Origin of the sequence: Actinomadura chokoriensis, from assembly GCF_041463665.1 — a bacterium.
Taxonomy (GTDB): domain Bacteria; phylum Actinomycetota; class Actinomycetes; order Streptosporangiales; family Streptosporangiaceae; genus Spirillospora; species Spirillospora chokoriensis_A.
The window spans coordinates 1-19,895 of record NZ_JAXCEJ010000039.1 but is presented as its reverse complement, the minus strand read 5'-3'; the positions used below and the strand labels follow the sequence as shown (position 1 = coordinate 19,895).

24 protein-coding genes are annotated in these 19,895 nt (G+C 71.8%); 14 read left to right on the top strand and 10 right to left on the bottom strand.

The window, feature by feature from the left end; translation table 11 throughout:
• Positions 1-19: 19 nt before the first annotated feature.
• The 4 genes from SM418_RS36185 to SM418_RS36170 all read left to right on the top strand — a co-directional run bounded on the left by SM418_RS36185 (position 20) and on the right by SM418_RS36170 (position 4,735).
• Positions 20-754 carry an acetoacetate decarboxylase family protein gene (locus tag SM418_RS36185; RefSeq protein ID WP_371946100.1) on the top strand — a complete coding sequence of 245 codons (735 nt, stop codon included), beginning with the start codon at positions 20-22 and terminating at the stop codon, positions 752-754.
• Positions 754-1,428 carry an SDR family NAD(P)-dependent oxidoreductase gene (locus SM418_RS36180; protein ID WP_371946101.1) on the top strand — a complete coding sequence of 225 codons (675 nt, stop codon included), beginning with the start codon at positions 754-756 and terminating at the stop codon, positions 1,426-1,428. The genes SM418_RS36185 and SM418_RS36180 overlap by 1 nt, the downstream gene beginning before the upstream one ends.
• A gap of 71 nt (positions 1,429-1,499) precedes the next feature.
• Positions 1,500-4,013 carry a HelD family protein gene (locus SM418_RS36175; protein WP_371946102.1) on the top strand — a complete coding sequence of 838 codons (2,514 nt, stop codon included), beginning with the start codon at positions 1,500-1,502 and terminating at the stop codon, positions 4,011-4,013.
• 86 nt (positions 4,014-4,099) lie between these two features.
• On the top strand, positions 4,100-4,735 hold the full coding sequence (locus tag SM418_RS36170) for a TetR/AcrR family transcriptional regulator (protein ID WP_371946103.1): 636 nt from the start codon (positions 4,100-4,102) through the stop codon (positions 4,733-4,735).
• 18 nt (positions 4,736-4,753) lie between these two features.
• Here the strand turns inward: SM418_RS36170 and SM418_RS36165 are convergent, their stop codons facing one another.
• The 4 genes from SM418_RS36165 to SM418_RS36150 all read right to left on the bottom strand — a co-directional run bounded on the left by SM418_RS36165 (position 4,754) and on the right by SM418_RS36150 (position 8,327).
• Positions 4,754-5,608 carry a glycosyltransferase family 2 protein gene (locus tag SM418_RS36165; protein WP_371946122.1) on the bottom strand — a complete coding sequence of 285 codons (855 nt, stop codon included), beginning with the start codon at positions 5,606-5,608 and terminating at the stop codon, positions 4,754-4,756.
• A 23-nt stretch (positions 5,609-5,631) separates the two neighbouring features.
• Positions 5,632-6,480, bottom strand: coding sequence for a CDP-alcohol phosphatidyltransferase family protein (locus tag SM418_RS36160; RefSeq protein WP_371946104.1), 849 nt, complete (start codon positions 6,478-6,480; stop codon positions 5,632-5,634).
• Positions 6,470-7,525, bottom strand: a complete 1,056-nt coding sequence (locus SM418_RS36155; RefSeq protein ID WP_371946123.1) for an iron-containing alcohol dehydrogenase family protein — start codon at positions 7,523-7,525, stop codon at positions 6,470-6,472. The genes SM418_RS36160 and SM418_RS36155 overlap by 11 nt, the downstream gene beginning before the upstream one ends.
• Positions 7,526-7,595: 70 nt before the next feature.
• Positions 7,596-8,327 (bottom strand): phosphocholine cytidylyltransferase family protein, encoded by a 732-nt coding sequence (locus SM418_RS36150; protein WP_371946105.1) that lies wholly within the window; start codon positions 8,325-8,327, stop codon positions 7,596-7,598.
• Between the two features lie 325 nt (positions 8,328-8,652).
• On the opposite strand from SM418_RS36150, the gene ispD reads away from it, so the two are divergent.
• Together ispD and SM418_RS36140 are read left to right on the top strand one after the other, a co-directional pair.
• A complete protein-coding gene (gene ispD / locus SM418_RS36145) occupies positions 8,653-9,354 on the top strand; it encodes a 2-C-methyl-D-erythritol 4-phosphate cytidylyltransferase (protein ID WP_371946106.1) in 702 nt (233 codons plus the stop codon).
• Positions 9,351-10,115, top strand: coding sequence for a glycerophosphodiester phosphodiesterase (locus SM418_RS36140; protein ID WP_371946107.1), 765 nt, complete (start codon positions 9,351-9,353; stop codon positions 10,113-10,115). The genes ispD and SM418_RS36140 overlap by 4 nt, the downstream gene beginning before the upstream one ends.
• A gap of 63 nt (positions 10,116-10,178) precedes the next feature.
• On the opposite strand, the gene SM418_RS36135 is transcribed toward SM418_RS36140, so the two are convergent.
• Together SM418_RS36135 and SM418_RS36130 are read right to left on the bottom strand one after the other, a co-directional pair.
• Positions 10,179-10,919, bottom strand: coding sequence for a hypothetical protein (locus SM418_RS36135; RefSeq protein WP_371946108.1), 741 nt, complete (start codon positions 10,917-10,919; stop codon positions 10,179-10,181).
• Positions 10,920-11,024: 105 nt separating this feature from the next.
• Entirely contained in the window at positions 11,025-12,077 is a 1,053-nt protein-coding gene (locus SM418_RS36130; protein WP_371946109.1) for a glycosyltransferase, read from the bottom strand.
• 270 nt (positions 12,078-12,347) lie between these two features.
• Here SM418_RS36130 and SM418_RS36125 point away from each other — a divergent pair, with 270 nt between their 5' ends.
• The 3 genes from SM418_RS36125 to SM418_RS36115 all read left to right on the top strand — a co-directional run bounded on the left by SM418_RS36125 (position 12,348) and on the right by SM418_RS36115 (position 15,633).
• Positions 12,348-14,024: an LCP family protein gene (locus SM418_RS36125; protein WP_371946110.1), complete on the top strand. Its 1,677-nt coding sequence runs from the start codon at positions 12,348-12,350 to the stop codon at positions 14,022-14,024.
• A 45-nt stretch (positions 14,025-14,069) separates the two neighbouring features.
• The gene (locus tag SM418_RS36120; protein WP_371946111.1) at positions 14,070-14,861 is read left to right on the top strand and encodes a thioesterase family protein; all 792 of its coding nucleotides are present in this window, start codon (positions 14,070-14,072) and stop codon (positions 14,859-14,861) included.
• A gap of 73 nt (positions 14,862-14,934) precedes the next feature.
• Positions 14,935-15,633 (top strand): hypothetical protein, encoded by a 699-nt coding sequence (locus tag SM418_RS36115; protein WP_371946112.1) that lies wholly within the window; start codon positions 14,935-14,937, stop codon positions 15,631-15,633.
• A 152-nt stretch (positions 15,634-15,785) separates the two neighbouring features.
• Here the strand turns inward: SM418_RS36115 and SM418_RS36110 are convergent, their stop codons facing one another.
• From SM418_RS36110 to SM418_RS36100, 3 genes are read right to left on the bottom strand one after another with little or no spacing between them, the layout of a single operon-like run.
• Positions 15,786-16,037, bottom strand: coding sequence for a hypothetical protein (locus SM418_RS36110; protein WP_371946113.1), 252 nt, complete (start codon positions 16,035-16,037; stop codon positions 15,786-15,788).
• Complete coding sequence (locus SM418_RS36105) at positions 16,034-16,513, bottom strand: ATP-binding protein (protein ID WP_371946114.1); 480 nt, start codon at positions 16,511-16,513, stop codon at positions 16,034-16,036. The genes SM418_RS36110 and SM418_RS36105 overlap by 4 nt, the downstream gene beginning before the upstream one ends.
• 31 nt (positions 16,514-16,544) lie before the next feature.
• Positions 16,545-16,790, bottom strand: coding sequence for a hypothetical protein (locus SM418_RS36100; protein WP_371946115.1), 246 nt, complete (start codon positions 16,788-16,790; stop codon positions 16,545-16,547).
• 176 nt (positions 16,791-16,966) lie between these two features.
• Between SM418_RS36100 and SM418_RS36095 the strand changes: the two genes are divergently transcribed.
• From SM418_RS36095 to SM418_RS36075, 5 genes are all read left to right on the top strand, one after another.
• Positions 16,967-17,743, top strand: a complete 777-nt coding sequence (locus tag SM418_RS36095) for a helix-turn-helix domain-containing protein (RefSeq protein WP_371946116.1) — start codon at positions 16,967-16,969, stop codon at positions 17,741-17,743.
• Entirely contained in the window at positions 17,740-17,946 is a 207-nt protein-coding gene (locus tag SM418_RS36090) for a DUF397 domain-containing protein (protein ID WP_371946117.1), read from the top strand. Before SM418_RS36095 ends, SM418_RS36090 begins: the two co-directional genes overlap by 4 nt.
• Positions 17,947-18,067: 121 nt before the next feature.
• A complete protein-coding gene (locus SM418_RS36085; protein WP_371946118.1) occupies positions 18,068-19,183 on the top strand; it encodes a helix-turn-helix domain-containing protein in 1,116 nt (371 codons plus the stop codon).
• Entirely contained in the window at positions 19,180-19,518 is a 339-nt protein-coding gene (locus tag SM418_RS36080) for a PIN domain-containing protein (protein ID WP_371946119.1), read from the top strand. The genes SM418_RS36085 and SM418_RS36080 overlap by 4 nt, the downstream gene beginning before the upstream one ends.
• Positions 19,508-19,723 carry a PIN domain-containing protein gene (locus SM418_RS36075; protein WP_371946120.1) on the top strand — a complete coding sequence of 72 codons (216 nt, stop codon included), beginning with the start codon at positions 19,508-19,510 and terminating at the stop codon, positions 19,721-19,723. Before SM418_RS36080 ends, SM418_RS36075 begins: the two co-directional genes overlap by 11 nt.
• Positions 19,724-19,759: 36 nt before the next feature.
• Here the strand turns inward: SM418_RS36075 and SM418_RS36070 are convergent.
• Positions 19,760-19,895 (bottom strand): acyl-CoA dehydrogenase family protein (locus SM418_RS36070; protein WP_371941829.1); only part of this gene is annotated, 136 nt, incomplete at its 5' end.

Genomic DNA, 19,895 nt, shown 5'->3' with positions numbered 1-19,895 from the left:
ACCTGTTCTACTGAGCGGTGTGACAAGCACCGTGCAAGCGCATGCCATCCAGGGCGAGTGGGTCACCCTCCCGGTGCGGATCCGCGACGCCGCCGTGGGGTCGGCGATGTTCGCCGTGCCCGCCCGCTCCGCCCAGGCCGTCATCGGCTACTCCGGGCTGGAGGTCGCCGAGCCGGTGCCCGGCCGGGCGATCTGCTCGCTCGCCTTCGTCCGGTACGCGGACGGGGATCTCGGGCCGTACCACGAGTTCGCCGTCGCGTTCCTGGTCCGTCCGCCCGGGGCGGCGCCCTCCGGGGCGTTCGGGCGGCTGCGCGGCGTCGGGGCGTTCATCCACTGGCTGCCGGTCAACCAGGAGTTCACGCTGGAGGCCGGCCGGACGATCTGGGGCTTCCCCAAGGAGATCGCCGACATCCCGATGGACCTCGCCGGACGCGTCACGCGCTGCGCGGTGCGGTTCGGCGGGCGCACGGCGATCGAGGTCGCGCTGAAGCCGGGCGTGCCGATGCCGGCGAGCACCGCCGCACCGAAGGTCGACGCGTACTCGTGCATGGACGGTGTCACGCGGCGGACGCCGTGGACGCTGACGCCGTCCGACGTTAGGACCCGTCCGGGCGGGGCCAAGGTCGTCCTGGGCGACCACCCGGTCGCGGAGGAGTTGCGCGAACTGGGGCTGGACCGGGCGCGCGCGCTGAGCAGCAGCACGGTCGGCCACTTGCAGATGGTCTTCGAAGGCGCCGAGGAGGTGCGCCGGTGATGCGGACGGCACTGGTCACGGGAGCGGCGGGCGCGCTCGGCGCGCTGGCGGCGCGGCGGCTGGCGGCGGGCGCGTGGGACGTCGTCGCGATGGACGTCGACAAGGCGGGCCTGGAGGAGACGGCGCTGCGCTCTCCCAACATGCATGTCCGGGTCTGCGACGCCGGCGACCCGGAGGCCCTCGCGGACGTGCTGGCGATGGCCGGCCCCGTGCACCGGGTCGTGCACGCCGCGATGACCGCGCCGGGCCCGTCCGGGCCGTCCGGGCCGTCCGGGCCGTCCGCGCTGGACCAGCCGCTCAGCGAAGTAGAACGTGTTCTCCACGCCGATGTGATCGGCGCCATGAACGTCGTGCGGGCCACGCTGCCGGGCATGCTGGAACGCGGCTCGGGCGAACTGGTCCTCTGCGCCGCGCCTCCCGCGACGGGCGTGACGGCGGCGGCGTCCGGGGCGGTGTCCGCCTACACCGACGCACTCTGGCGCGAGCACGGCGGGCGCGGGGTGACGCTCCGCTGCGTCCATCTCGACGATCGGACACCGCCGCGCCGCGTCCTCGACGAGGTGGACCGCTCGCTCGCGCGCCCACCCGGTGACCTGCACCTCCACCCGGGGCGGGGCCGCGCGCCGCTCGCCCGGCGCATCCGCTCCGCGCTGATTCTCAGACCGACCGAATAAGCTGTCTCCTTCGCCCCTTCGGGGTGCCGGGGGACGTCCCCGGCGCGACACACGTGCGAGGAGCAGCCTGCATGTCGTCCCAGGTCACCGGGCGGCCGACCGGCCCCGGCGGCACGGTGAAGGATCAAGAGATCGCCGCCGAGCAGAGCTACGTCGACATCGCCTACACGCGGCTCGAGGAGATGCGCGCCGACGCCCAGGCCATGATCCGCGAGGGCTACCGCCAGTCGCTCGCCGGCACCAAGGGCTCGCTCGTGGACCGGGACGCCATGGTCCACCAGGCCGCCCTGCGCGCCCAGGCCCTCGACATCGCCGACGACGGCCTCGTGTTCGGCCGGCTCGACCTCGCGTCCGGCGAGCAGGCCGCCGGGGAGGTCCGCTACGTCGGGCGCATCGGCGTCCGGACCAGCGAGCACGACTCCCTGGTGATCGACTGGCGGGCGCCCGCCGCCGAGGACTTCTACCGCGCCACCCCCGAGGACCCGCGCGGCGTCGTCCGCCGCCGCGTCCTGCACTCGCGCGGGCACACGGTCGTCGACCTGGAGGACGACCTGCTCGACCCGGACGCGGCCGACGGCATGACGATCGTCGGCGACGGCGCGTTCCTCGCCTCGCTCGCCCGCACCCGCGAGGGCGCGATGCGCGACATCGTCGCGACGATCCAGCGGGAGCAGGACGAGGTGATCCGCGCCCCCGCCGACGGGACGGTCCTCGTGCGCGGCGCCCCCGGCACCGGCAAGACGGCCGTCGCGCTGCACCGCGTCGCCTACCTGCTGTTCCGGCACCGGCGCCGGTTCGGGTCGCGCGGCGTCCTCGTCATCGGCCCGAACCGCCGGTTCACCGCCTACATCGAGCGGGTCCTGCCGTCCCTCGGCGAGGGCTCGGCGACGCTCCGCTCGCTCGGCGACCTCGTCGACGGGGCCACCGCGACCGTGCACGACCCGCCGCGCCTGGCCCGCGCCAAGGGAGCGGACGAGATGGTGCACGTGCTGCGCCGCGCCGTCGCCGACCACGCGCCCGGCGCCCCGGGCGAGCTGCGCGTCGTGTTCAAGGGCGTCGTCGTCACGCTCGACGGGAACCGCCTCGACCGGATCAGGAACGATCTCCACCGGCGCAGCCGCGGCAGCGTCAACGCGGCCCGCGGCCGGGCCGCCGAGATGCTCCTGGACGCCCTCTGGGACCGCTTCACCGACATCGGCGGACCGGAGGCGGCCGAGGCCGAGGAGGGCGCCGAGACGGGTCTGTGGAACGCGATCCTGGCCGCCGACGGCCTCGCCTCCCTCGACGAGGAGCCCGCCCGCGGACAGCAGAACGGCGACCCCGGGCGCGCCCGGTTCGACGCGCGGGTCCGCGAGCAGCGGGCGTTCACCGACTTCCTCGTCGCCTGGTGGCCGATCCGCCGGCCGCTGGACGTGCTGCGCTCGCTCGGCGACCCGGCCCGGCTGCGCCGCGCCGCCGGCCGCGACCTCGACCGCGCCGACGTCGAGCCGATCGCCGCGTCCTGGGCCGACGGGCCGCTGAGCTACCAGGACGTCGCGCTGCTGGACGAACTCGACGCGCTGCTCGGCAGGCCGCCCCGGCCGTCCCGGCGCCGCAACGCCCCGTCCGAGGACGACCCGTTCGTGGTGGACGGCGTCAACATCCTCACCGGCGAGGAGGTCGTGGACGCGACGTGGGAACCGGAGATGCAGGAGCTGACCACGTCCATCGAGCGCCTCGAACGGTCCCGCCGGGTGGACGACGGCGTGGTGGAGGAACGTCCCGAGTACGCGCACATCGTCGTGGACGAGGCGCAGGACCTCTCCCCCATGCAGTGGCGGATGCTCGGCCGCCGCGGCCGCCAGGCCAGCTGGACGATCGTGGAGGACCCGGCCCAGAGCGCCTGGGAGGACCTCGACGCCGCCCGCCGGGCGATGGAGACCGCCCTCGGCGGCGAGAAGCCGGCGCGGGGCCGCCGCCGCACCCGCAAGCCGGCGCCGCGCACCCGGCACGAGTACGAACTCACCACGAACTACCGCAACTCCACCGAGATAGCCGCCGTGTCGGCCCGCGTCCTCGCCCGCGCGCTGCCCGACGCGCGCCCGGCCCGCGCCGTCCGGACGTCCGGCATCGAGCCGATCGTCCGCGTCGTCCCCGAACCCGACCTGCCCACCGCCGCCCGCAAGGCGACCGAGGAACTCCTCGACCAGGTCGAAGGCACGATCGGCCTCATCGTCCCGATGTCCGCGGACGACCCCGCGGCCACGCCGCCCGCCGCCGACCAGACCTCCCTCTTCGACGCCCCCGGCACGCCCGACGCGACCGGCGCATCGGACCGGGTCGCCGGATCCGGCGAGAGCCCGGCCTGGACGGCGACCGACCGCGAGCGGCTCGGCGAAGGGCTGCCCGAGCGCGTGCAGGTGCTGGACGTGCTGGAGGCCAAGGGCCTGGAGTTCGACGCCGCCGTGATCGTCGCGCCGGAGACCGTCGCCGCCCAGTCGCCGCGCGGGCTCCGCGTCCTCTACGTGGCGGTGTCCCGCGCGACCCAGCGCCTGACCGTCCTCACCGCCGACCCGCGATGGCGTGACACCCTGCTGACCGACTGAACTCCACCGCCGCGCGACGGCGAAAAATGGCCGTCCACGAGAGTTAGGCCGTCGCTGCCCCTTTTCGCACGGGCGAACGGAGAGCGATGAGCGGCCGCAATCCCGCACCGAGGCGCAGCTACGGCGGCAGGTCGGCGGAGGAGCGCCGCGCCGAGCGGCGGGAGCGCCTGCTGGCCGCCGGGCTCGAACTGTTCGGGAGGCGCGGCTACGCGGCGACGTCCATCGAGCGGCTGTGCGCGACGGCGAGCGTGTCGACCCGCAACTTCTACGAGGAGTTCAGCGGCCGCGAGGAACTCCTCACCACGCTGCACAGCATCATCAACGAGCGCGCGGCGCAGGCCCTCTCCACCGCCTGCGCCGAGGCGGCCGGCGCCGACCTCGGCACCCGCGTCGAGCGCGCCGTCCGCGCGTTCGTCACCGTCACCGCGAGCGACCCCCGCTGGGCGCGCATCGCGTTCGTCGAGGTCATCGGGGTCAGCGCCAGCCTGGAACAGCACCGCTTCCGCCGGCGCGGCCAGTGGGAGGACGCGCTGACCGCGATGGCCCGCGACGCCGTCGACCGCGGCGAGGCCGTCGACCGCGACTACGGGCTCACCATGATCGCCATCATCGGCGCGGTCAACAACCTCGTCCACCACTGGTCCGCCCGCGACCAGGACATCCCGCTCGACGACATCACCGCGGAACTCACCCACCTGATCCTGGCGGCGGTCACGTGCTGACCGGGAACGCCCGAACCCCTAGATGATGGGGGGACGTCCGGTGCGGGTCATGCGCCAGGCGGTGCGGTAGGAGATGGGGCGGCGCGAGCCGGCGGGCTTGCGCCAGCCCTCCGCGAACCCCTTGAACCACGGCTTGAGGGCGCTCGGCTTGCGCTCGCGCAGGACGGTCATGCCGACCCACACGGTCAGGTAGGTGAGCGCCAGCGGCCAGGGAAGGTTGCGGCGGGCCAGCCAGACCCGGTTGCGGGCGTTGTAGCGGTAGAACATGTCGTGCCGCGTCGGCAGGACGGCCGGGTGGAACATGACCGCGGACGCGTCGTAGACGATGCGGTAGCCCGCGTTCAGGATCTGCCAGGCGAGGTCGGTCTCCTCGTGGGCGTAGAAGAAGTCCTCGGGAAGGCCGCCGCCGGCGTCGAACGCGGCGCGGCGGATCGCGCACGCGCCGCCGAGGAACGTCGTGACGGCGGACGAGCGTTCCGGGTCGCCGGCGCGCAGCCGGGGGACGTGCCGGCGCTCGCCGCGCCCGCCCTCGGGGTCGCGGACGCGGAACGACACGACGCCGAGGTCGGGCTCGGCGGAGAACCGGTCGCGCAGGTGCGCGCCGAGGCGCGTCGAGCGGTACCAGCCGTCGTCGTCCAGGAACAGGATGACGTCGCCGCAGGACGCCTCGACGCCCCGGTTCCGTCCGCCGGGGATGCCGAGGTTCGTGGGAAGGGTCAGGGTCTTGACGCGCTGGTCGTCGAACGGCGCGACGCCGGCGCTCTCGCCGACGGGGTCGACGCCGTTGCCGACGAGGACGACCTCGACGTCCACGTGCTCCTGCTCCAGCGCGCTGCGGACGGCGCGGGCCAGCTCCTCCGGACGGTTGCCCATGGTGAGGACGACGACGGAGAGTTTCACTTCAGCCTCCGGGAGGCCAGGATGCTGACCAGGTGGAGCAGGGTCTGCAGGACCGCGACCGCGGCCACCGCCACCGTCAGGACGCGGACCGCGACGGGGGTCTCGTTGCCGAGGACGGTGTCGAACACGGCCGCCGCGAGGATCAGCAGCGACAGCTCCACGGCGCCGATGATCCGGTGGAAGCGCAGCATGGACGCGGCCTGCCGGGCGAGCGCGATGCGGGTGGAGCGGGGCCGCAGCGCCCGGTCGCCGCCGGACGGGTCGGCGGCCAGCCCCGACTTCGCGCGGGCCACGACGACGTTGTCGGTCTCGGCCTTGATCAGCGCGGCGCCGAGCGCGGCGACGAGGCCGAGCTCCACCCAGCCGCCGTTCCTCCACCCGCCCTGGGCCATGAAGCCGAGCCCCGCGAGCAGCGAGATCTCCGAGAGGTAGTGGCCGATGCGGTCGAGGAACACCCCGGCCACCGACGTCTGCCGCAGGTAGCGGGCGACCTCGCCGTCCACGCAGTCGAGCAGCAGGTAGACCTGGATGAGGACGGCGCCGCCGAGCGCCGTCCACAGCGGGTCCACCGGCAGCGACACGACGACGCCGGCGAGCACGCCGCTCGCCATCATCATGTAGGTGAGCTGGTTCGGGCTGAAGCCGAGCCGCAGCGCGATCCACCCGAAGTACGGGGAGAGGTCGCGCATGTAGAGGCGGCCCGCCCAGTGCTCCTCGTTGCGCCGGTCCTTCAGACCGGGCGGCTGGCCGTACCGGCGGACGTCGGCGACCTTCGCGCCCTTGCGGTGCGGCCGCTGGTCGTCACCGGGGGGCGCGTCGGAATGCCCGGGGAGCTCAGCCTCCATGGGCCTGGACATACTCTTCCACCGCCTTGCGGGCCTCGCCCTTGTCGAGGCTGAGATGTTCCAAGATCGTGTAGCGGCCGGGGCGGGTCTGCGGCGCGAGCAGCACCGCCTCGGTGAACTGCTCGACGCTCAGCCCGATGTCGCCGGGCAGCCGGGGCAGGCCGTGCCTGCCGAGGCAGCCGAGGATCTCCCGCAGCCGCTCCGCCCCGTCGCCGAGCCGGGTGGCGCGCAGGTGGTAGCAGAACGCCGCGCCGATCCCGGCGAGCTCCCCGTGGTTGGCCGTGTCCGGGTAGAGCTGGTCGATGGCGTGCAGGATCTCGTGGTCGCCGCCGCTCGCCGGACGGGAGTCGCCGGCGAACGCCATCGACATCCCGGACAGGACCAGGCTCTCGGCGAGGACGGTGAGGAACCGGTCGTCCTCGATCGAGCCGGGCTGGTGCAGCAGCGCCTCGGCGGCGGTGCGCGCCACGGTGAGCGCCATCCGGTCGACCCGCTCGCCGCACTGCTCGGACGCGAGCAGCCAGTCCTCGACGGCGGAGAAGTTGCTCACCACGTCGCCGACCCCCGCGCGGATCAGCCGGGCGGGCGCGGCGTGCACGTAGTCGAGGTCGACGATCATCGCGAGCGGCATCACCACGCCGAACGAGCCCTTGCCGCCGTCGTGGACGAGGGAGGCGACCGGGGAGCAGATCCCGTCATGGGACAGGTTCGTCGCGACCGACACCATCGGGATGCCCGACAGCGTCGCCGCGTACTTGGTGGCGTCGATCGTCCGGCCGCCGCCGATCCCGACGACGGCCTCGTAGGATCCGGCGCGCAGCTTGGACGCCAGCGCGACGGCCGCGTCCACGGTGCCGCCCTCGACCTGGAACAGGTCGCAGGCCGACAGGGACGGCCGGACCTGCTCGGCGATCTGGTCGCCCTGGCCGGGGCCGACCGCGATCGCCACCCGTCCCTCGGTGACGATCCGCCGGTCGGCGAGCAGTTCGCCGAGGGCCGCGACGGCACCGCGCCGCACGTCGATGGAGAGCGGCGCGTTGAGCATCCGCGTCAGCAGGGGCATGTGCCTCCTCGCTCGGGTCGGGCGCCTACGTCGTCCGGGACCGCCGGGCCGGTCAGTAGCCCTTGGCGATCCGCCGGGCCTTCTCCAGGTCGTCGTGGTTGTCGACCTCGACCCAGTCGACCTCGCCGATCGGCGCGACGCCGACGCGGCCGCCGCGGTTCACGTGCTCCTGGTAGCCGTCCTCGTAGTAGAGGTCGGGGTCGCGCTCCCAGGTGGCCTTGAGGGCGTCGGCCAGCGCCTCGGCGACGGCGGGCTCGATCAGGGTGGCGCCGATGTACTCGCCGCCCGCGGCCGACGGGTCCATCAGCTTGGTGATGGTCTTCAGGTGACCCTCACCGTCGAGGATGACCTTCATCTCCTCGTCGGCGAGAGTTTTCACATCGTCCACGGCGAGGAGGACGTCCGGCCCGCGGTTCGCCAATAGCGTCTTCTCGACGCTCACCGGATGGACCGTGTCGCCGTTGACCATGAGAACGCCCTTGGAGAAGTGCTCCCGAGCCAGCCACATGGAGTAGGCGTTGTTCCACTCCTCGGCCTTGTCGTTGTGGACGAGCGTGATGCTCACGCCGTACCGCTCCTCGAGGGCGGCCTTGCGCTCCTCGACGGCGCCCGCGCAGTAGCCGACGACGATGACGACGTCGGTCAGCCCGACCTCGGCGAGGTTGCGGAGGGCGATGTCCAGGATGGTCGTCTCGCCGTCCACCGGGACCAGGGCCTTGGGGAGGGTGTCGGTGTAGGGCCGCAGCCTCCGGCCCGCACCCGCCGCCAGCACCATGCCGATCATGCTTCCTCTTCCTCCAGGTCGAACAGGTCCGTGCGTCGCGCACGGGACGACGCTCTCGCCGCCGGTCAGGACGCCAAACTAGGCGGTCGCCGCGGCACACGCGAACGAGCCGGGCCCTCGGCCGGGCGGACGGTGCCGTCGTGGTGGAGCGGTGCCGATACCGCCAGCGCGACCCCGGCACGGCGAGGTAACCATACTCGATCCGGCGCGTCCGGGCGGGCCGAGCGGGTTCGTCCGCCCCTCGCCCGGGGGCCGTCCGGTACGTTGAGCATGGCCGGGAGGCCGGGAACGGGTGTCGGGAGACCTGTCGGGAAGATCGGGAGACATGGCGGCGCGGACGGTTGCGGTGGTGCTCGCCGGCGGGGTCGGCGAGCGCATGGGCGCGGGACGCCCGAAGCAGCTCATGGAGGTCGGCGGGCGGCCCATCCTGGCGCACGCGATCGGCGCGTTCGACGCGCATCCGGGCATCGACGAGGTCGTGGTCGTGATGGCGTCCGGGCACCTGCGCGACGCCGCCGCTATCGCCGCGCCGTTCCGCAAGACGGCCGCCGTGATCGAGGGCGGCGACACCCGTACCGCGTCCACGGTCGCTGCGCTGCGCGTGCTGGACGGGCGCCCCGACGACGTCCGCGTCCTTTTCCACGACGCGGCCCGCCCGTTCGTGGACGCTCCCGTCATCGACCGCGTGCTCGACGCCCTCGACGGCTGCGAGGCCGTCGCCGTGGGCGTCCCCTCGCCCGACACGATCGTGGTGGTGGAGGGGGGCGTGGTCGTCTCGATGCCGCCCCGCGAGACGCTGAGCCGGTTCCAGACCCCGCAGGGCTTCCGGCTCGGCACCATCCGCAAGGCCTACGAGCTGGCGCTCGCCGACCCGGCCCTCCGCGCGACCGACGACTGCGGGATCGTGCACCGCTACCTGCCGGACGTCCCCATCCGGGTGGTCGCGGGCAGCGAGCGCAACCTCAAGGTCACCCAGCCCCTCGACGCCGTCGTCGCCGAACATCTCGCCACCGAGGTGAACCCTTGATCTTCGAGAACGCCCCCACCGTCATCGGGCACCGCGGCTACGGGTCGGGTGACCTCACGCCGGCCGGAGCCGAGACACCCGTCTCCGAGAACACGCTTCCGTCGCTGCTCGCCGCCGTCGACGCGCTCCGCCACGCCCCCGGCGGTCCCTGGGTCGAGATCGACGTGACGCGCACCGCCGACGACCATCTCGTCCTGCGGCACGACCCGACGACGGTCGACGGCGACCACCTGATCGACCTGCCCGCCACCGCCAGCGGCCTGCCCCGGCTCGCCGAGATCCTCGACGCGCTGCCGGCGGACGTCGCGGTGGACGTGGACGTGAAGACCGTCCTCGAGGACGCGCTGGACGAGCCGTCCCGGCGCACCGGCACGCTGCTCGTCCCGCTGCTGAGGCGGGAGGCGAAGCGCCGCCGGCTGCTCGTCACGTCGTTCGACCCGTCGCTGCTGGTGTTCCTGAAAGAGGAACTGCCGGGTGTGCCGCTGGGGCTGCTGACGTGGCTGCGGTTCCCGCTGTGGCACGCCGTCCCGGCCGCCGCCGGGCTCGGCCTCGACGCCGTCGCCGTGCACACCGGGTCGTGCGGGATCGACCACCCGGACACGCGGCTGCGTCCGCTGGAGCACTGCGTGGACGTCGCCCACAAGGCCGGGCTGGAGGCGATCGCCTGGTGCCCGACCGCCGAGGCGGCGCCGACCTACGCGGACGCCGGATTCGACGCGATGGTGGTCAACGACGTCCCCGGCGTCCTCGCGGCCGTCTGACGGCCCCGCTCTCGGTCACTGCCCGGTCCGGTCACTGCGGGGTCCGGTCACTGCGGGGTCCGGTCACTGCGGGCGGTTGCCGCCGTACATGCGCGTCCACTCGCCGGGCTCGTCGTCGTCCGAGCCGCTGTCGATGGACGGCTCCGGCTTCTTCTCCGCCGCGGGAGGGGTGGACGGAAGCGGCGGCGGGTTGTGCGCGGCGGGCTGGGCGGGCGGCGGCGCACCGAACTGGGGCGCGCCCTGCCACGAGGGGCTCTGCGCGGGCGGCGGCTGCGGCGCGCCCATGTGGGGCGCGGCGCCGGGCATGGGCGGCGGGCCCATCGGCGCGGGCGGCGGTGCGCCGAAGCTCGGCGCGGATCCGGCGGGCGTCCGGGCCTTCCACCGCGACGGAGCAAGCGAGGCGACCAGGAGAAGCACGCCGAGAATGAAGAAGACGCCGACGGGGCCGAGCATCCCGTAGCCGGCCTCCAAGTCCCTCGGCAGGACGTCGTCGTCGGGATGGGTGATCGCCCAGCGCGGCCACATCAGCCAGATGAGCCCGATGGCGGTGTAGACGGCCCCGGCGAGCAGCGAGGCGACCGGTGACAGCCGCGACCCCGTCAGCAGGCCGAGCAGCACCGCCGCGACGGCGATGACCGCTAGGCCGATCCACAGTTCCTTCCCGTAGTAGCTCTGGAACCGCACGATGCCGAAGCTGTAGACGATGCGCAGCCTGCCGACCCCGTACATCAGGCACAGCGTGATGACCGGCGTCAAGACGAGTCCGGCCACGACGCCGAGGCCGTGGCGTGCTCCGTTGGACATGTCCACCCTCCAGTGCCCGGATCGACGGGCGAGATGCCGCCAAACCTAGCCCTCAGACGCGCGGGAGCGCACGCCGGTTCAGAGGTGGATATGCCTTCTGCTCCGCTACTGGATGGATTCGCCGGGTTTGACCGGTGTCGGCTGGCCGAGCCGCGGCGGGCTCGTCAGGAACCCGACGCCCCAGGTCACGTGCATGGTGGCGAACACGAGCGGGAGCCGGACCCAGGCCGACAGTGGCAGCCCGCGTCCCTCCACGGCGGCGCCCGCGATCATCAGGGCCGCGTAACCGCCGGGCAGGAGCCAGCCGGGCCAGAACCCGAACGCGCCCGCGATCGCGCCCACCGCCATCGCGAGCACGGCGATCGGCGGCGCCAGGTAGCGCAGGTTCAGCGTCCCCTGGTGCTCGCGCCCGACGACGCGGCGCCAGCGTCCGGTGTGGAAGTACTGCTTGGCGAGCGCCCGCAGGTTGGGACGCGGCCGGTAGGTGACCCGCATCCGCGGGGTGAAGAAGACCCGGCCGCCGGTCTCCCGGATGCGGTGGTTCATCTCCCAGTCCTGGGCGCGGACGAACGTCTCGTCGTAGCCGCCGACCCGCTCCAGCGCGCTGCGGCGGAACGTCCCGAGGTAGACGGTCTCGACCTCGCCCGCCTCGCCGCCGGTGTGGAACCGGGCGTTGCCGACGCCGAGCTTGGACGTCATCGCCCGCGCCACGGCCTTCTCGAACGGGGTGACGCCCTCGGCCGCCATGATCCCGCCCACGTTGTCGGCGCCGGTGTCCTCCATCGTCTCGACGGCGGCGCGGACGTAGTCGGCGGGCAGCAGCGAGTGCCCGTCCACCCGGACGATGATCGAGTACTGCGACGCCTTGATCGCGATGTTGAGGCCCTGCGGGGTGCGCCCGGTCGGGTTGGCGACGACGAGGACGCGCGGGTCCTCGGCGGCGAGCCCCCGGGCGATCTCCTCGGTGCGGTCGCGGGACGGTCCGATCGCGAGCACGAGCTCCAGCTCGCCGGGGTACTCCTGGGACAGGATGCCGCGCACGGCGTCGGCGAGGTGGCGCTGCTCGTTGAGGACCGGCATCACCACCGAGACCGCCGGCCAGGTGCGTTCACCGGAGTCGGGACGGGTCTTCACGGCGTACCGGGTTTCCTGGTTCATGGCGCGATGGGCACGGGGAGACGAATTCATGTGGGTCGCGGACGCGCGCCGGCCGGAAGACCGGAGGCGGGCGCTCCTTCCTCTCTCTTGCTCTCTTGCCTGACGCAGCCCACGCCACCCAGGTTCGCGTGCGGGCCGCCGGGGTGTGGTCAAGACGGCGCCACGTTACTGCAAGGACACGAGGTCCAGGTAGCGAACGGACGGGCGTCCCCCACTTTAGAGTGGTGGGAACGCAGGGCGGAACGTGATCTTCGGGAGGCGGCGGCCGGCATGGCAGACGGGCACGACTCGGGTCGCGGCGACGGTCGTCCGGCCGACCCCGATCCGCTGGAGCGCTACTTCCGGCCGCGTCCGGGCGCGCACGCGGCGCCCGGCGACGACGGCGAGGCCGACGCCGGCATCGAGGGCGTGACGATCGACGGGATGCCCGCGCCGCGGGTCTCGGTGGACGGCCCGCGTGGCCCGCGCCGTCCCGGCCGGGGGCTGAGCCCGCGCGCCGCGATGAGCGCCCGGCGGCAGAAGCGCTTCCTCACCCTCACCGGGACCATGTCGGTGTTCGTGCTGCTCACCTCGGGCGGCGCGTGGGCGTTCCAGAACTACGTCACCGGCATGATCGACAAGGTGTCGGTGGACGGGCTCGGCAAGGGCAAGGACGCGCCGAAGGGCGCGATGACGATCCTCGTCGCGGGCGTGGACCGCCGCGAGGGGCTGACGAAGGAGCAGCAGAAGGCGGCCAAGCTCGGGCATTTCGAGGGCGAGCGCTCCGACACGATGCTGCTGGTGCACGTGTCCCGCGACCACGACAGCGTCTCCGTCGTCAGTCTGCCGCGCGACTCCTACGTCACGATCCCGGCGCACAAGTCGAACGGCTCGGAGGGGGCGAAGGGGGCGCGGGTCCCGCCCCGGTCGGGCAAGCTGACCTGGGCGTACCAGTTCGGCGGGCCCGACCTGACCGTCAGCACCGTCAAGCAGGCGACGGGCGTGTCCATCGACCACTACGTCGAGGTGAACTTCTTCGGGTTCGTGCACATGGTGGACGCTCTCGGCGGCGTGGACGTGTGCACCGAGGAGGCGGTGAACGACACGAAGAGCGGGCTGCGGCTCCCCGCCGGGAAGTCGCACGTGGACGGCCTGAAGGCGCTCGCGTTCGCCCGCGCCCGCTACTCGCTGACCGGCGGCAGCGACCTCGGCCGCATCGACCGGCAGCAGCAGTTCATGGCGGCGATGCTGAAGCAGGCGCTGTCGACGAAGACGCTCGGCGACCCGGTCAAGTCGACGAAGTTCATGAACGCGGCGCTGAAGTCGCTGCGCGTCGACGGCAAGCTCGCCGACAACCTGCCGAAGCTCGCCGACCAGATGAAGGACCTGTCGACCGACGACCTCACGTTCGCGACGGTGCCGCTGTCCAACCCGGACTACAACACCGTCCTGTGGAACGCGCCGAGCCCGCAGTCGACCGTCCAGTGGGACCACCACAGGTCGCGCGACCTGTTCACCCGGATCAGGCGCGACCAGCCGCTGGCCGAGCACACCGCGAAGCCGAGCGCCACGCCGACGGAGAAGCCCGAGGACGAGCTGACCGTGCCGCCGGACGGCATCTCCGTCCGCGTCCTGAACGCGATCGGGACCCCGGGGCTCGCGACGAAGGCGGGCGGCCAGCTGCGGAAGCTCGGCTTCCAGGTGACCGTCGTCCCCGGTGTGGCGCGGCGCGGCCTGGAGACGACGCAGATCCAGTACGGCCCCGGCCGGGAGGACTCCGCCAAGACGCTGGCCGCCGCGATCCCCGGCGCCAAGCTGAAGAAGGTGACCTCGCTCGGCTCCCGCGTTCAGGTCATGGTGGGCGCGAACTGGGACGGCGCGAAGAAGGTGAAGGTGGCCCCGAGCGCGTCCGCGTCGCCGTCCCCGGCGATCCAGACGGGAACGGCGACGTCCAAGCTCTGCTCTTGATCCCTCCACTAGAATAAAGTTCTGGTGGAGGCGAGAGGGAGACGCATGAGCGAGAACGAGGCGTTCTACGAGCCGCTCGGGGACGGGCGCTACGCCAGCACCCCGGCCACGGCCGGGCCCTGGTCACCGGCCTTCCAGCACGGCGGGCCGGTGTCCGGCCTGATCGGACGGGCCTTCGAACGGCACGACCCCGTCGCAGGCACCCGGGTGGCGCGGGTCACGGTCGAGATCCTGAGCCCGGTGCCCGTGGCCGAACTGCAGGTGAACGTCCGGGTCGTCCGGCCCGGGAAGAGGATCGCGCTGCTCGAAGGCGAGATCACTCACGAGGGACGCCAGGTCGTCCGCGCCTCCGCCTGGCGGATCATGGCGGCGCCCTCGCACCTGGCCCCGGTCTCGCACGCCCCGGACCCGCCGCCCCTGCCCGGCTCGACGCCGCCGTTCGGGGACTGGGCCGGCGCCCATCTGGACGGCTATCTCTCCGCGATGGAGTGGCGGCCGGTCGAGGGCGCCTTCGACCGGCCGGGCCCCGGCACGACGTGGGCGCGCGCCCGGATCCCGCTGGTCGCCGGCGAACCCGACACGCCCCTCGTCCGGGCCCTCACCCTGGCCGACAGCGCGTCCGGCATCGGCGGCCAGCTGGACTACGCCAAATGGCTGATCATCAACACCGACCTCACCGTCGCCCTGCACCGCGACCCGGCCGGCGAGTGGCTCTGCATGGCCGCGTCCCTGGACGCCAGCCCCGGCGGCAGCGCCCTCTGCCAGGCGACCCTGGCCGACCCCTCCGGCGAGTGCGGCCGCGCCCTGCAGACGCTCCTGGTGGACGAGCAAACGTGACGCAGGCTTGCCGGTCCAATACTCTGGGTGATGATCCAGTGGCAGAACGAAGTCATCACCAGGAGTCCAGAGGATGTCGACCAGAGTTCTCGGCCTGTTCACCATGACCGCCGCCGTCTCGCTGACGCTCACCACGGGCATCGCCGCCGCGAGCGCCTCGATTGCGGCCCCACCATCGTCCCGGCCCTATCCGGGCCCGTCATCGTCGACCTCGTCGGCGGAGTCGGCCGCGCAGCCCGCCGCGCAGCCGGAACCGGAGACGGCCCCGGAATCGGCGTCGCAGCCGGCTCAGGAGTCGGCGTCGCAGCCGGTCCCGGGGTCGTCGCTGACGGTTCCGGAGCCGCCGTCGCTGCCGGCCCAGCCATCGGCCCCGGAGTCGGCGTCGCAGCCTGCTCAGGAGTCGGCGTCGCACTCGGCCCCGGAGTCGCAGTCGGCTCCGGAATCGGCCACGCACTCGGCCACGCACTCGGCCCCGGAGTCGTCCCCGCAGTCGCAGTCCGCCGAGCAGGGCGGCGAGCTCAAGGAGTGCGCGGACGCCGACTGCGAGGTCAGGATCCACGACGGCCAGACGATCACGTTCGACAAGAAGCTCGGCCTCGACCCGGTCCACATCAAGATCGAGGACAGCCGGGTGACCTTCCGCATGGGCAGCAACATGACCAGCACCGTCGACGCGAGGCAGCCCGACACCAGCACGACCTACGACGGCGTCACGTTCCGCCCGCGGCTGAACAAGGACGGCACGATGACCCTCAAGATCTCCCGCGACTGACGAGCGGCCACGGGGACGGGCGCCCATCGCCTGTTCGGCCTGCCCGTCCCGGCGCCTCTCAGCGCGACCGGAACCGGCGGGTGTCCCGGAAGGGACGCCCGCCGAACGCCGGATCGAACGCTTCGGGGACGAGGAACACGCCCTACCCCGGGTCAACGGCCATGCCGCAGCACCCTGCCGAGGGTTTCATCCGCGCGCACGACCGCCTGTGCGAACGCATGCGCTTTGACCGCCATGCAGGTCCGCCGGACCGAGTCCCGCCCTTCCAGGTCGGCGAGCCTTCCCCAGAACCGCGACTGGCAGGCCAGCTCGTCCCGCAACTCGATCAGGACGGCCGCCGCCGCGCGCCGCTCCCGGCCGGACGCCCTCCGCGACAGCGCGCGTTTGAACGACAGAACCATCACGAGCCGTCGGCGACATCCCACGCCGCCCACACGACCTTGCCGACGCCCAGCGTGTACATGCCCCAGCCGGACGCCAGGGACCCGGCCATCATGAGCCCGCGCCCGCCTTCGTCCAATGGAGCGGCGTAAGCGATCCGCGGGAGCGCCGAGCTGTCGTCGCGCACTTCGACGACCAGGTTCGCCGCGCACAGCCGGAATCGCAGGAGCATCATCGCGATACCGCGCACCTCGATGTCCGTCCCACCCGGTTCACCACCGGTCGCTTCCAGCGCGTTGCCGACCAGCTCCGTGACGACCTGCTGGCACGCCCACCCGCGCTCCTCCTCCACCTCCCACGAGCCCAGCAGCGCACGGGCGAAGTAGCGCGCGACCGGAACGGCCGACGGCAGCGCCGCCAGACCGAGCACCTCCACGCGACCGCGTCCGACACGCTCTGGAGGACGGGTCCCAGGCTTGGCGGCAACGGACACTGACATCGAGACGTCTCCTTCTGGTTGGGGGTCGAGGTCACCGACCGGCAGACGCGCGATGCACGCGCAACATCGCCGCCAGCGAATTCGGATCTCGATGAGCCGCCACCTCGCGCCATGGCCACACCCGCCGGTCAAGCGCGACGAACTCCCGCGTGACCACGCCGAAGAAGACGTAGTACTCCCGAAAGTTCCGCCTCAGCCCCACCAGTCCGACCGCCACGCCATCCGGACGATCAGGAACATGCGTCGCAAATTCCGGCCGCGAAAGCGTGCTCATCATGAAGACCCGAATTCTTCGGTGACCGAATTCCGACGACCACCATCACAGGCCCGAGTTACTCTGTGCTACGACCCCAATACATCCCAGAAGGCACCCCGGCCCCGGACGGAGGCCCCCCAATGCCCGACAACCAAGACGGCTACACGCGAGACCCGCTGCTTCGCAGCTTCGGCGCGGTGCTGCGCGCCTACCGGGAAGCGGCCGGCCTGTCGCGTCCCCAGCTCGCGCAAGCTCTCGGCTGCCAGCCCGGCTGGATCGAGAAACTGGAGACCGCCCAGAAGCCACCGTCCGAGCAGTCAGCCGACGACCTGGACGTCTTCTTCAAAACGTCGGCCCGCGCGTTCTGGCACATGTGGCGAGAGATCAAGCGGGAGGGCAAGCACCTGGCCGCCCCGCCCGGCTTCTCCAGGTACGCCGAGATCGAAACCGGATGCGTCGCGATGCGCTCCTTCGAGGCGTCGACAGTGCCCGGCCTGCTCCAGACACCGGCCTACGCACGTGCCGTCATGAGTTCCGGCCTTCCCTTGGACGCGCTTGAAGATCGCGTCTCCGCCCGTATGGCGAGGCAGGAGCTTCTCACCCGCGACAACGCACCCCGCATGTGGTTCGTCCTCGACGAATCCGCGCTCCGGCGCCCCGTCGGCGGCCCCAAGGTGATGGACGAGCAGCTCACCAAGCTGGTCGAGACGGCGACAACAAACCCGCGAATAGAAATCCGGGCGCTGCCCTTCACATCCGTGACGTATGCCGCTTTGGACGGTTCCTTCAAGGTGCTCAGCCTTCCGGGCGGAGTCGACCTGGCCTACCACGAGGCTCCTGAGATCAGTCACTTGATCGAAGACGGAACGACTGTCGCGGAGTACAGAGTACGTTTCGACTTGGTCATGGGAGAATCCCTCCCGACGCACGAGTCCCATGAAATGATCAAGAGGATTCAGGAGGGCTACACGTGAGCATCACGGACCGGTCCGCAGCCCGGTGGCGTAAGAGCAGCCACAGCACGGGCCAGGGCGGCGACTGCGTGGAGGTGGCGCCCCTGACCACTGCCATCGCCGTTCGTGACTCCAAGGACCCTGACGGGCCTCGGGTCGTCGTCAGCACCGTGACGGCCCGTTCCATGATCGACGCCATCAAACAGGGCCACCACGACCTCTGAACCGCAACGACGGCATCGGCCAAGACAGCGCCTGTAGCGAACGTTCGCCCTCCGGACATCGCCCTCCGCAGACAGTGGTAAGCGCCGCGCCCTCCCCCACCGCATGTGCGATAATGGCACAATGGAGGAGCAGGGATGGCGTGAAGTCGGGGCCCGAGTAGCGGAGGCTCGCAAGGCTCGTGGTTTCAGCCAGGAGGCCCTGGCCACCGAGGTCGGGCTGGACCGCACGGCCGTCACCAAGATCGAGACTGGCCGGAGACAGATCAGCTCACTGGAACTCGTGCGCTTGGCCGACGCTCTCGACCGCCCCCTTCAATGGTTCGTCTCGGCTCCTTCAGCCGCTGTCGTAAGCCGACGGGCGGCCCTTGAGGAACGGCGAGGTCACCTGAAGGGCGATCAGACACTCGACGACATCACGCGCGACGTCGCGGTCCTGGTCGAGGTCCGTAGCCTCCGGCCGGGCACGGCCAAGGGTGCTCTGAAAGCCATCAGTCCCGGAGACCCCGGTTGGCAGGCGGAAGCAGCTGCGTCACAGGCAAGATGCCTCATCGGCGTCGATGCAGGCTCCCCGATTCACGACCTGGCCGATGTCGTCGAGCGAGCCGACCTCTACCCCTACTCGATCTCCCTGGGAGACGGCGGCGGAGACGGAGCGTATGCGGAGGTCGGCGGCGTCGGCGTAGCGCTCGTCAACGGAGATCTCGCCCCAGGGCGACGTCGGTCCACGCTCGCCCATGAGCTCGGACACCATCTCTTCGGCGACGCGTACTCCATCGATTGGGGAGCCGGGACCAGCGCCACGGAGAAGGCGATCGACGCCTTCGCCGCCAACCTGCTCATCCCCCGTGCCGGATGCACCGAACGCTGGCGATCCCTCCGCATGGAGCATGAAGCACGCCCTGCGGCGATCATCCTCAGCGCCGAATACCGCACGAGTTGGACCGCCACTCTCCGCCAGCTCAGAACCTTCGGCCTGATCTCGCGTGAGGAGTACCGGGCCCTCGACTCCAGATCTCCTACGCGTGCCGACTACCTCGAATGCGGCATGCGCGTCACAGAGGAGCTCATGCCCCCCTATGTCCCGACAGGCGTGGCCGCCGCCGCGATACAGGCCTATCGAACCCATCGCATGTCCGCCGAGCGCGTCACCGAAATGTTGCGCGGCCAGATCGACATCGACGACCTGCCTGCCCGCGACGAGATTCCGCTGGAGGCACTCCGGGGCGAACTTCGTTGATCCAGCAGCGCCTCGTCATCGACAGCTCACCGCTCAACTACTTCGCACGCTCCAACCAGCTTCCGGTACTCCAGAAGTTACTCGCCGGCCACCGGTGCTCCATCACGTCCGCCGTCGAGGAGGAACTCCTTCAAGGAGCTCCCCGGCACGCGCAGCTCTACCAGGCCGCGGCCCAACCGTGGCTGGCCATCGTCAACGAGACCGCTCTCCCGTTCCTCGGCATGTTCTCCGAGTACCACGGACGACTCGGCGGCGGCATGCGCAACATCGGCGAGGCGACGACCCTGGCGTACGCGGAGTTTCATGGCATCATCGCGATGATCGATGATCGATGATCGAGCCGGCCGCCGCCAGGGCGTGGAGCGAGGCGTCAAGGTCACCGGCACGTTGGAGTTACTCTGCGGCGGCATCCGCGACAAGATCATTGATGTGGCCGAGGCCGCCGCGGTAGTGGATCTCCTGTCCGATCACGAAGCGTACCTGCCGTGCGACGGCGCCGGATTCTTCGAGTGGGCACGATGCGAGGGCCTGCTCAGCTGACCGCCACACCTGACGGCGAGACCGGCCTTCCGCGTCCTACTTGAGGAGCTGGCGGGCGATGACCATGCGCTGGATCTGGTTGGTGCCCTCGTAGATCTGAGTGATCTTGGCGTCGCGCATCATCCGCTCCACCGGGAACTCACGCGTGTACCCATACCCACCCAGCAACTGC

What these genes read in the sequence shown, in the direction of transcription:
- SM418_RS36125 (WP_371946110.1), top strand. Translation starts at nt 12,348, where the DNA reads ATGGCAGACGGGCACGACTCGGGTCGCGGCGACGGTCGTCCGGCCGAC.
- SM418_RS36115 (WP_371946112.1), top strand. Translation starts at nt 14,935, where the DNA reads ATGTCGACCAGAGTTCTCGGCCTGTTCACCATGACCGCCGCCGTCTCG.
- SM418_RS36105 (WP_371946114.1), bottom strand. Translation starts at nt 16,513, where the DNA reads ATGTCAGTGTCCGTTGCCGCCAAGCCTGGGACCCGTCCTCCAGAGCGT.
- SM418_RS36135 (WP_371946108.1), bottom strand. Translation starts at nt 10,919, where the DNA reads ATGTCCAACGGAGCACGCCACGGCCTCGGCGTCGTGGCCGGACTCGTC.
- SM418_RS36085 (WP_371946118.1), top strand. Translation starts at nt 18,068, where the DNA reads ATGGAGGAGCAGGGATGGCGTGAAGTCGGGGCCCGAGTAGCGGAGGCT.
- SM418_RS36150 (WP_371946105.1), bottom strand. Translation starts at nt 8,327, where the DNA reads ATGATCGGCATGGTGCTGGCGGCGGGTGCGGGCCGGAGGCTGCGGCCC.
- SM418_RS36175 (WP_371946102.1), top strand. Translation starts at nt 1,500, where the DNA reads ATGTCGTCCCAGGTCACCGGGCGGCCGACCGGCCCCGGCGGCACGGTG.
- SM418_RS36120 (WP_371946111.1), top strand. Translation starts at nt 14,070, where the DNA reads ATGAGCGAGAACGAGGCGTTCTACGAGCCGCTCGGGGACGGGCGCTAC.
- SM418_RS36180 (WP_371946101.1), top strand. Translation starts at nt 754, where the DNA reads ATGCGGACGGCACTGGTCACGGGAGCGGCGGGCGCGCTCGGCGCGCTG.
- ispD (WP_371946106.1), top strand. Translation starts at nt 8,653, where the DNA reads ATGGCGGCGCGGACGGTTGCGGTGGTGCTCGCCGGCGGGGTCGGCGAG.
- SM418_RS36160 (WP_371946104.1), bottom strand. Translation starts at nt 6,480, where the DNA reads ATGGAGGCTGAGCTCCCCGGGCATTCCGACGCGCCCCCCGGTGACGAC.
- SM418_RS36155 (WP_371946123.1), bottom strand. Translation starts at nt 7,525, where the DNA reads ATGCTCAACGCGCCGCTCTCCATCGACGTGCGGCGCGGTGCCGTCGCG.
- SM418_RS36170 (WP_371946103.1), top strand. Translation starts at nt 4,100, where the DNA reads ATGAGCGGCCGCAATCCCGCACCGAGGCGCAGCTACGGCGGCAGGTCG.
- SM418_RS36165 (WP_371946122.1), bottom strand. Translation starts at nt 5,608, where the DNA reads ATGGGCAACCGTCCGGAGGAGCTGGCCCGCGCCGTCCGCAGCGCGCTG.
- SM418_RS36075 (WP_371946120.1), top strand. Translation starts at nt 19,508, where the DNA reads ATGATCGATGATCGAGCCGGCCGCCGCCAGGGCGTGGAGCGAGGCGTC.
- SM418_RS36130 (WP_371946109.1), bottom strand. Translation starts at nt 12,077, where the DNA reads ATGAACCAGGAAACCCGGTACGCCGTGAAGACCCGTCCCGACTCCGGT.
- SM418_RS36100 (WP_371946115.1), bottom strand. Translation starts at nt 16,790, where the DNA reads ATGATGAGCACGCTTTCGCGGCCGGAATTTGCGACGCATGTTCCTGAT.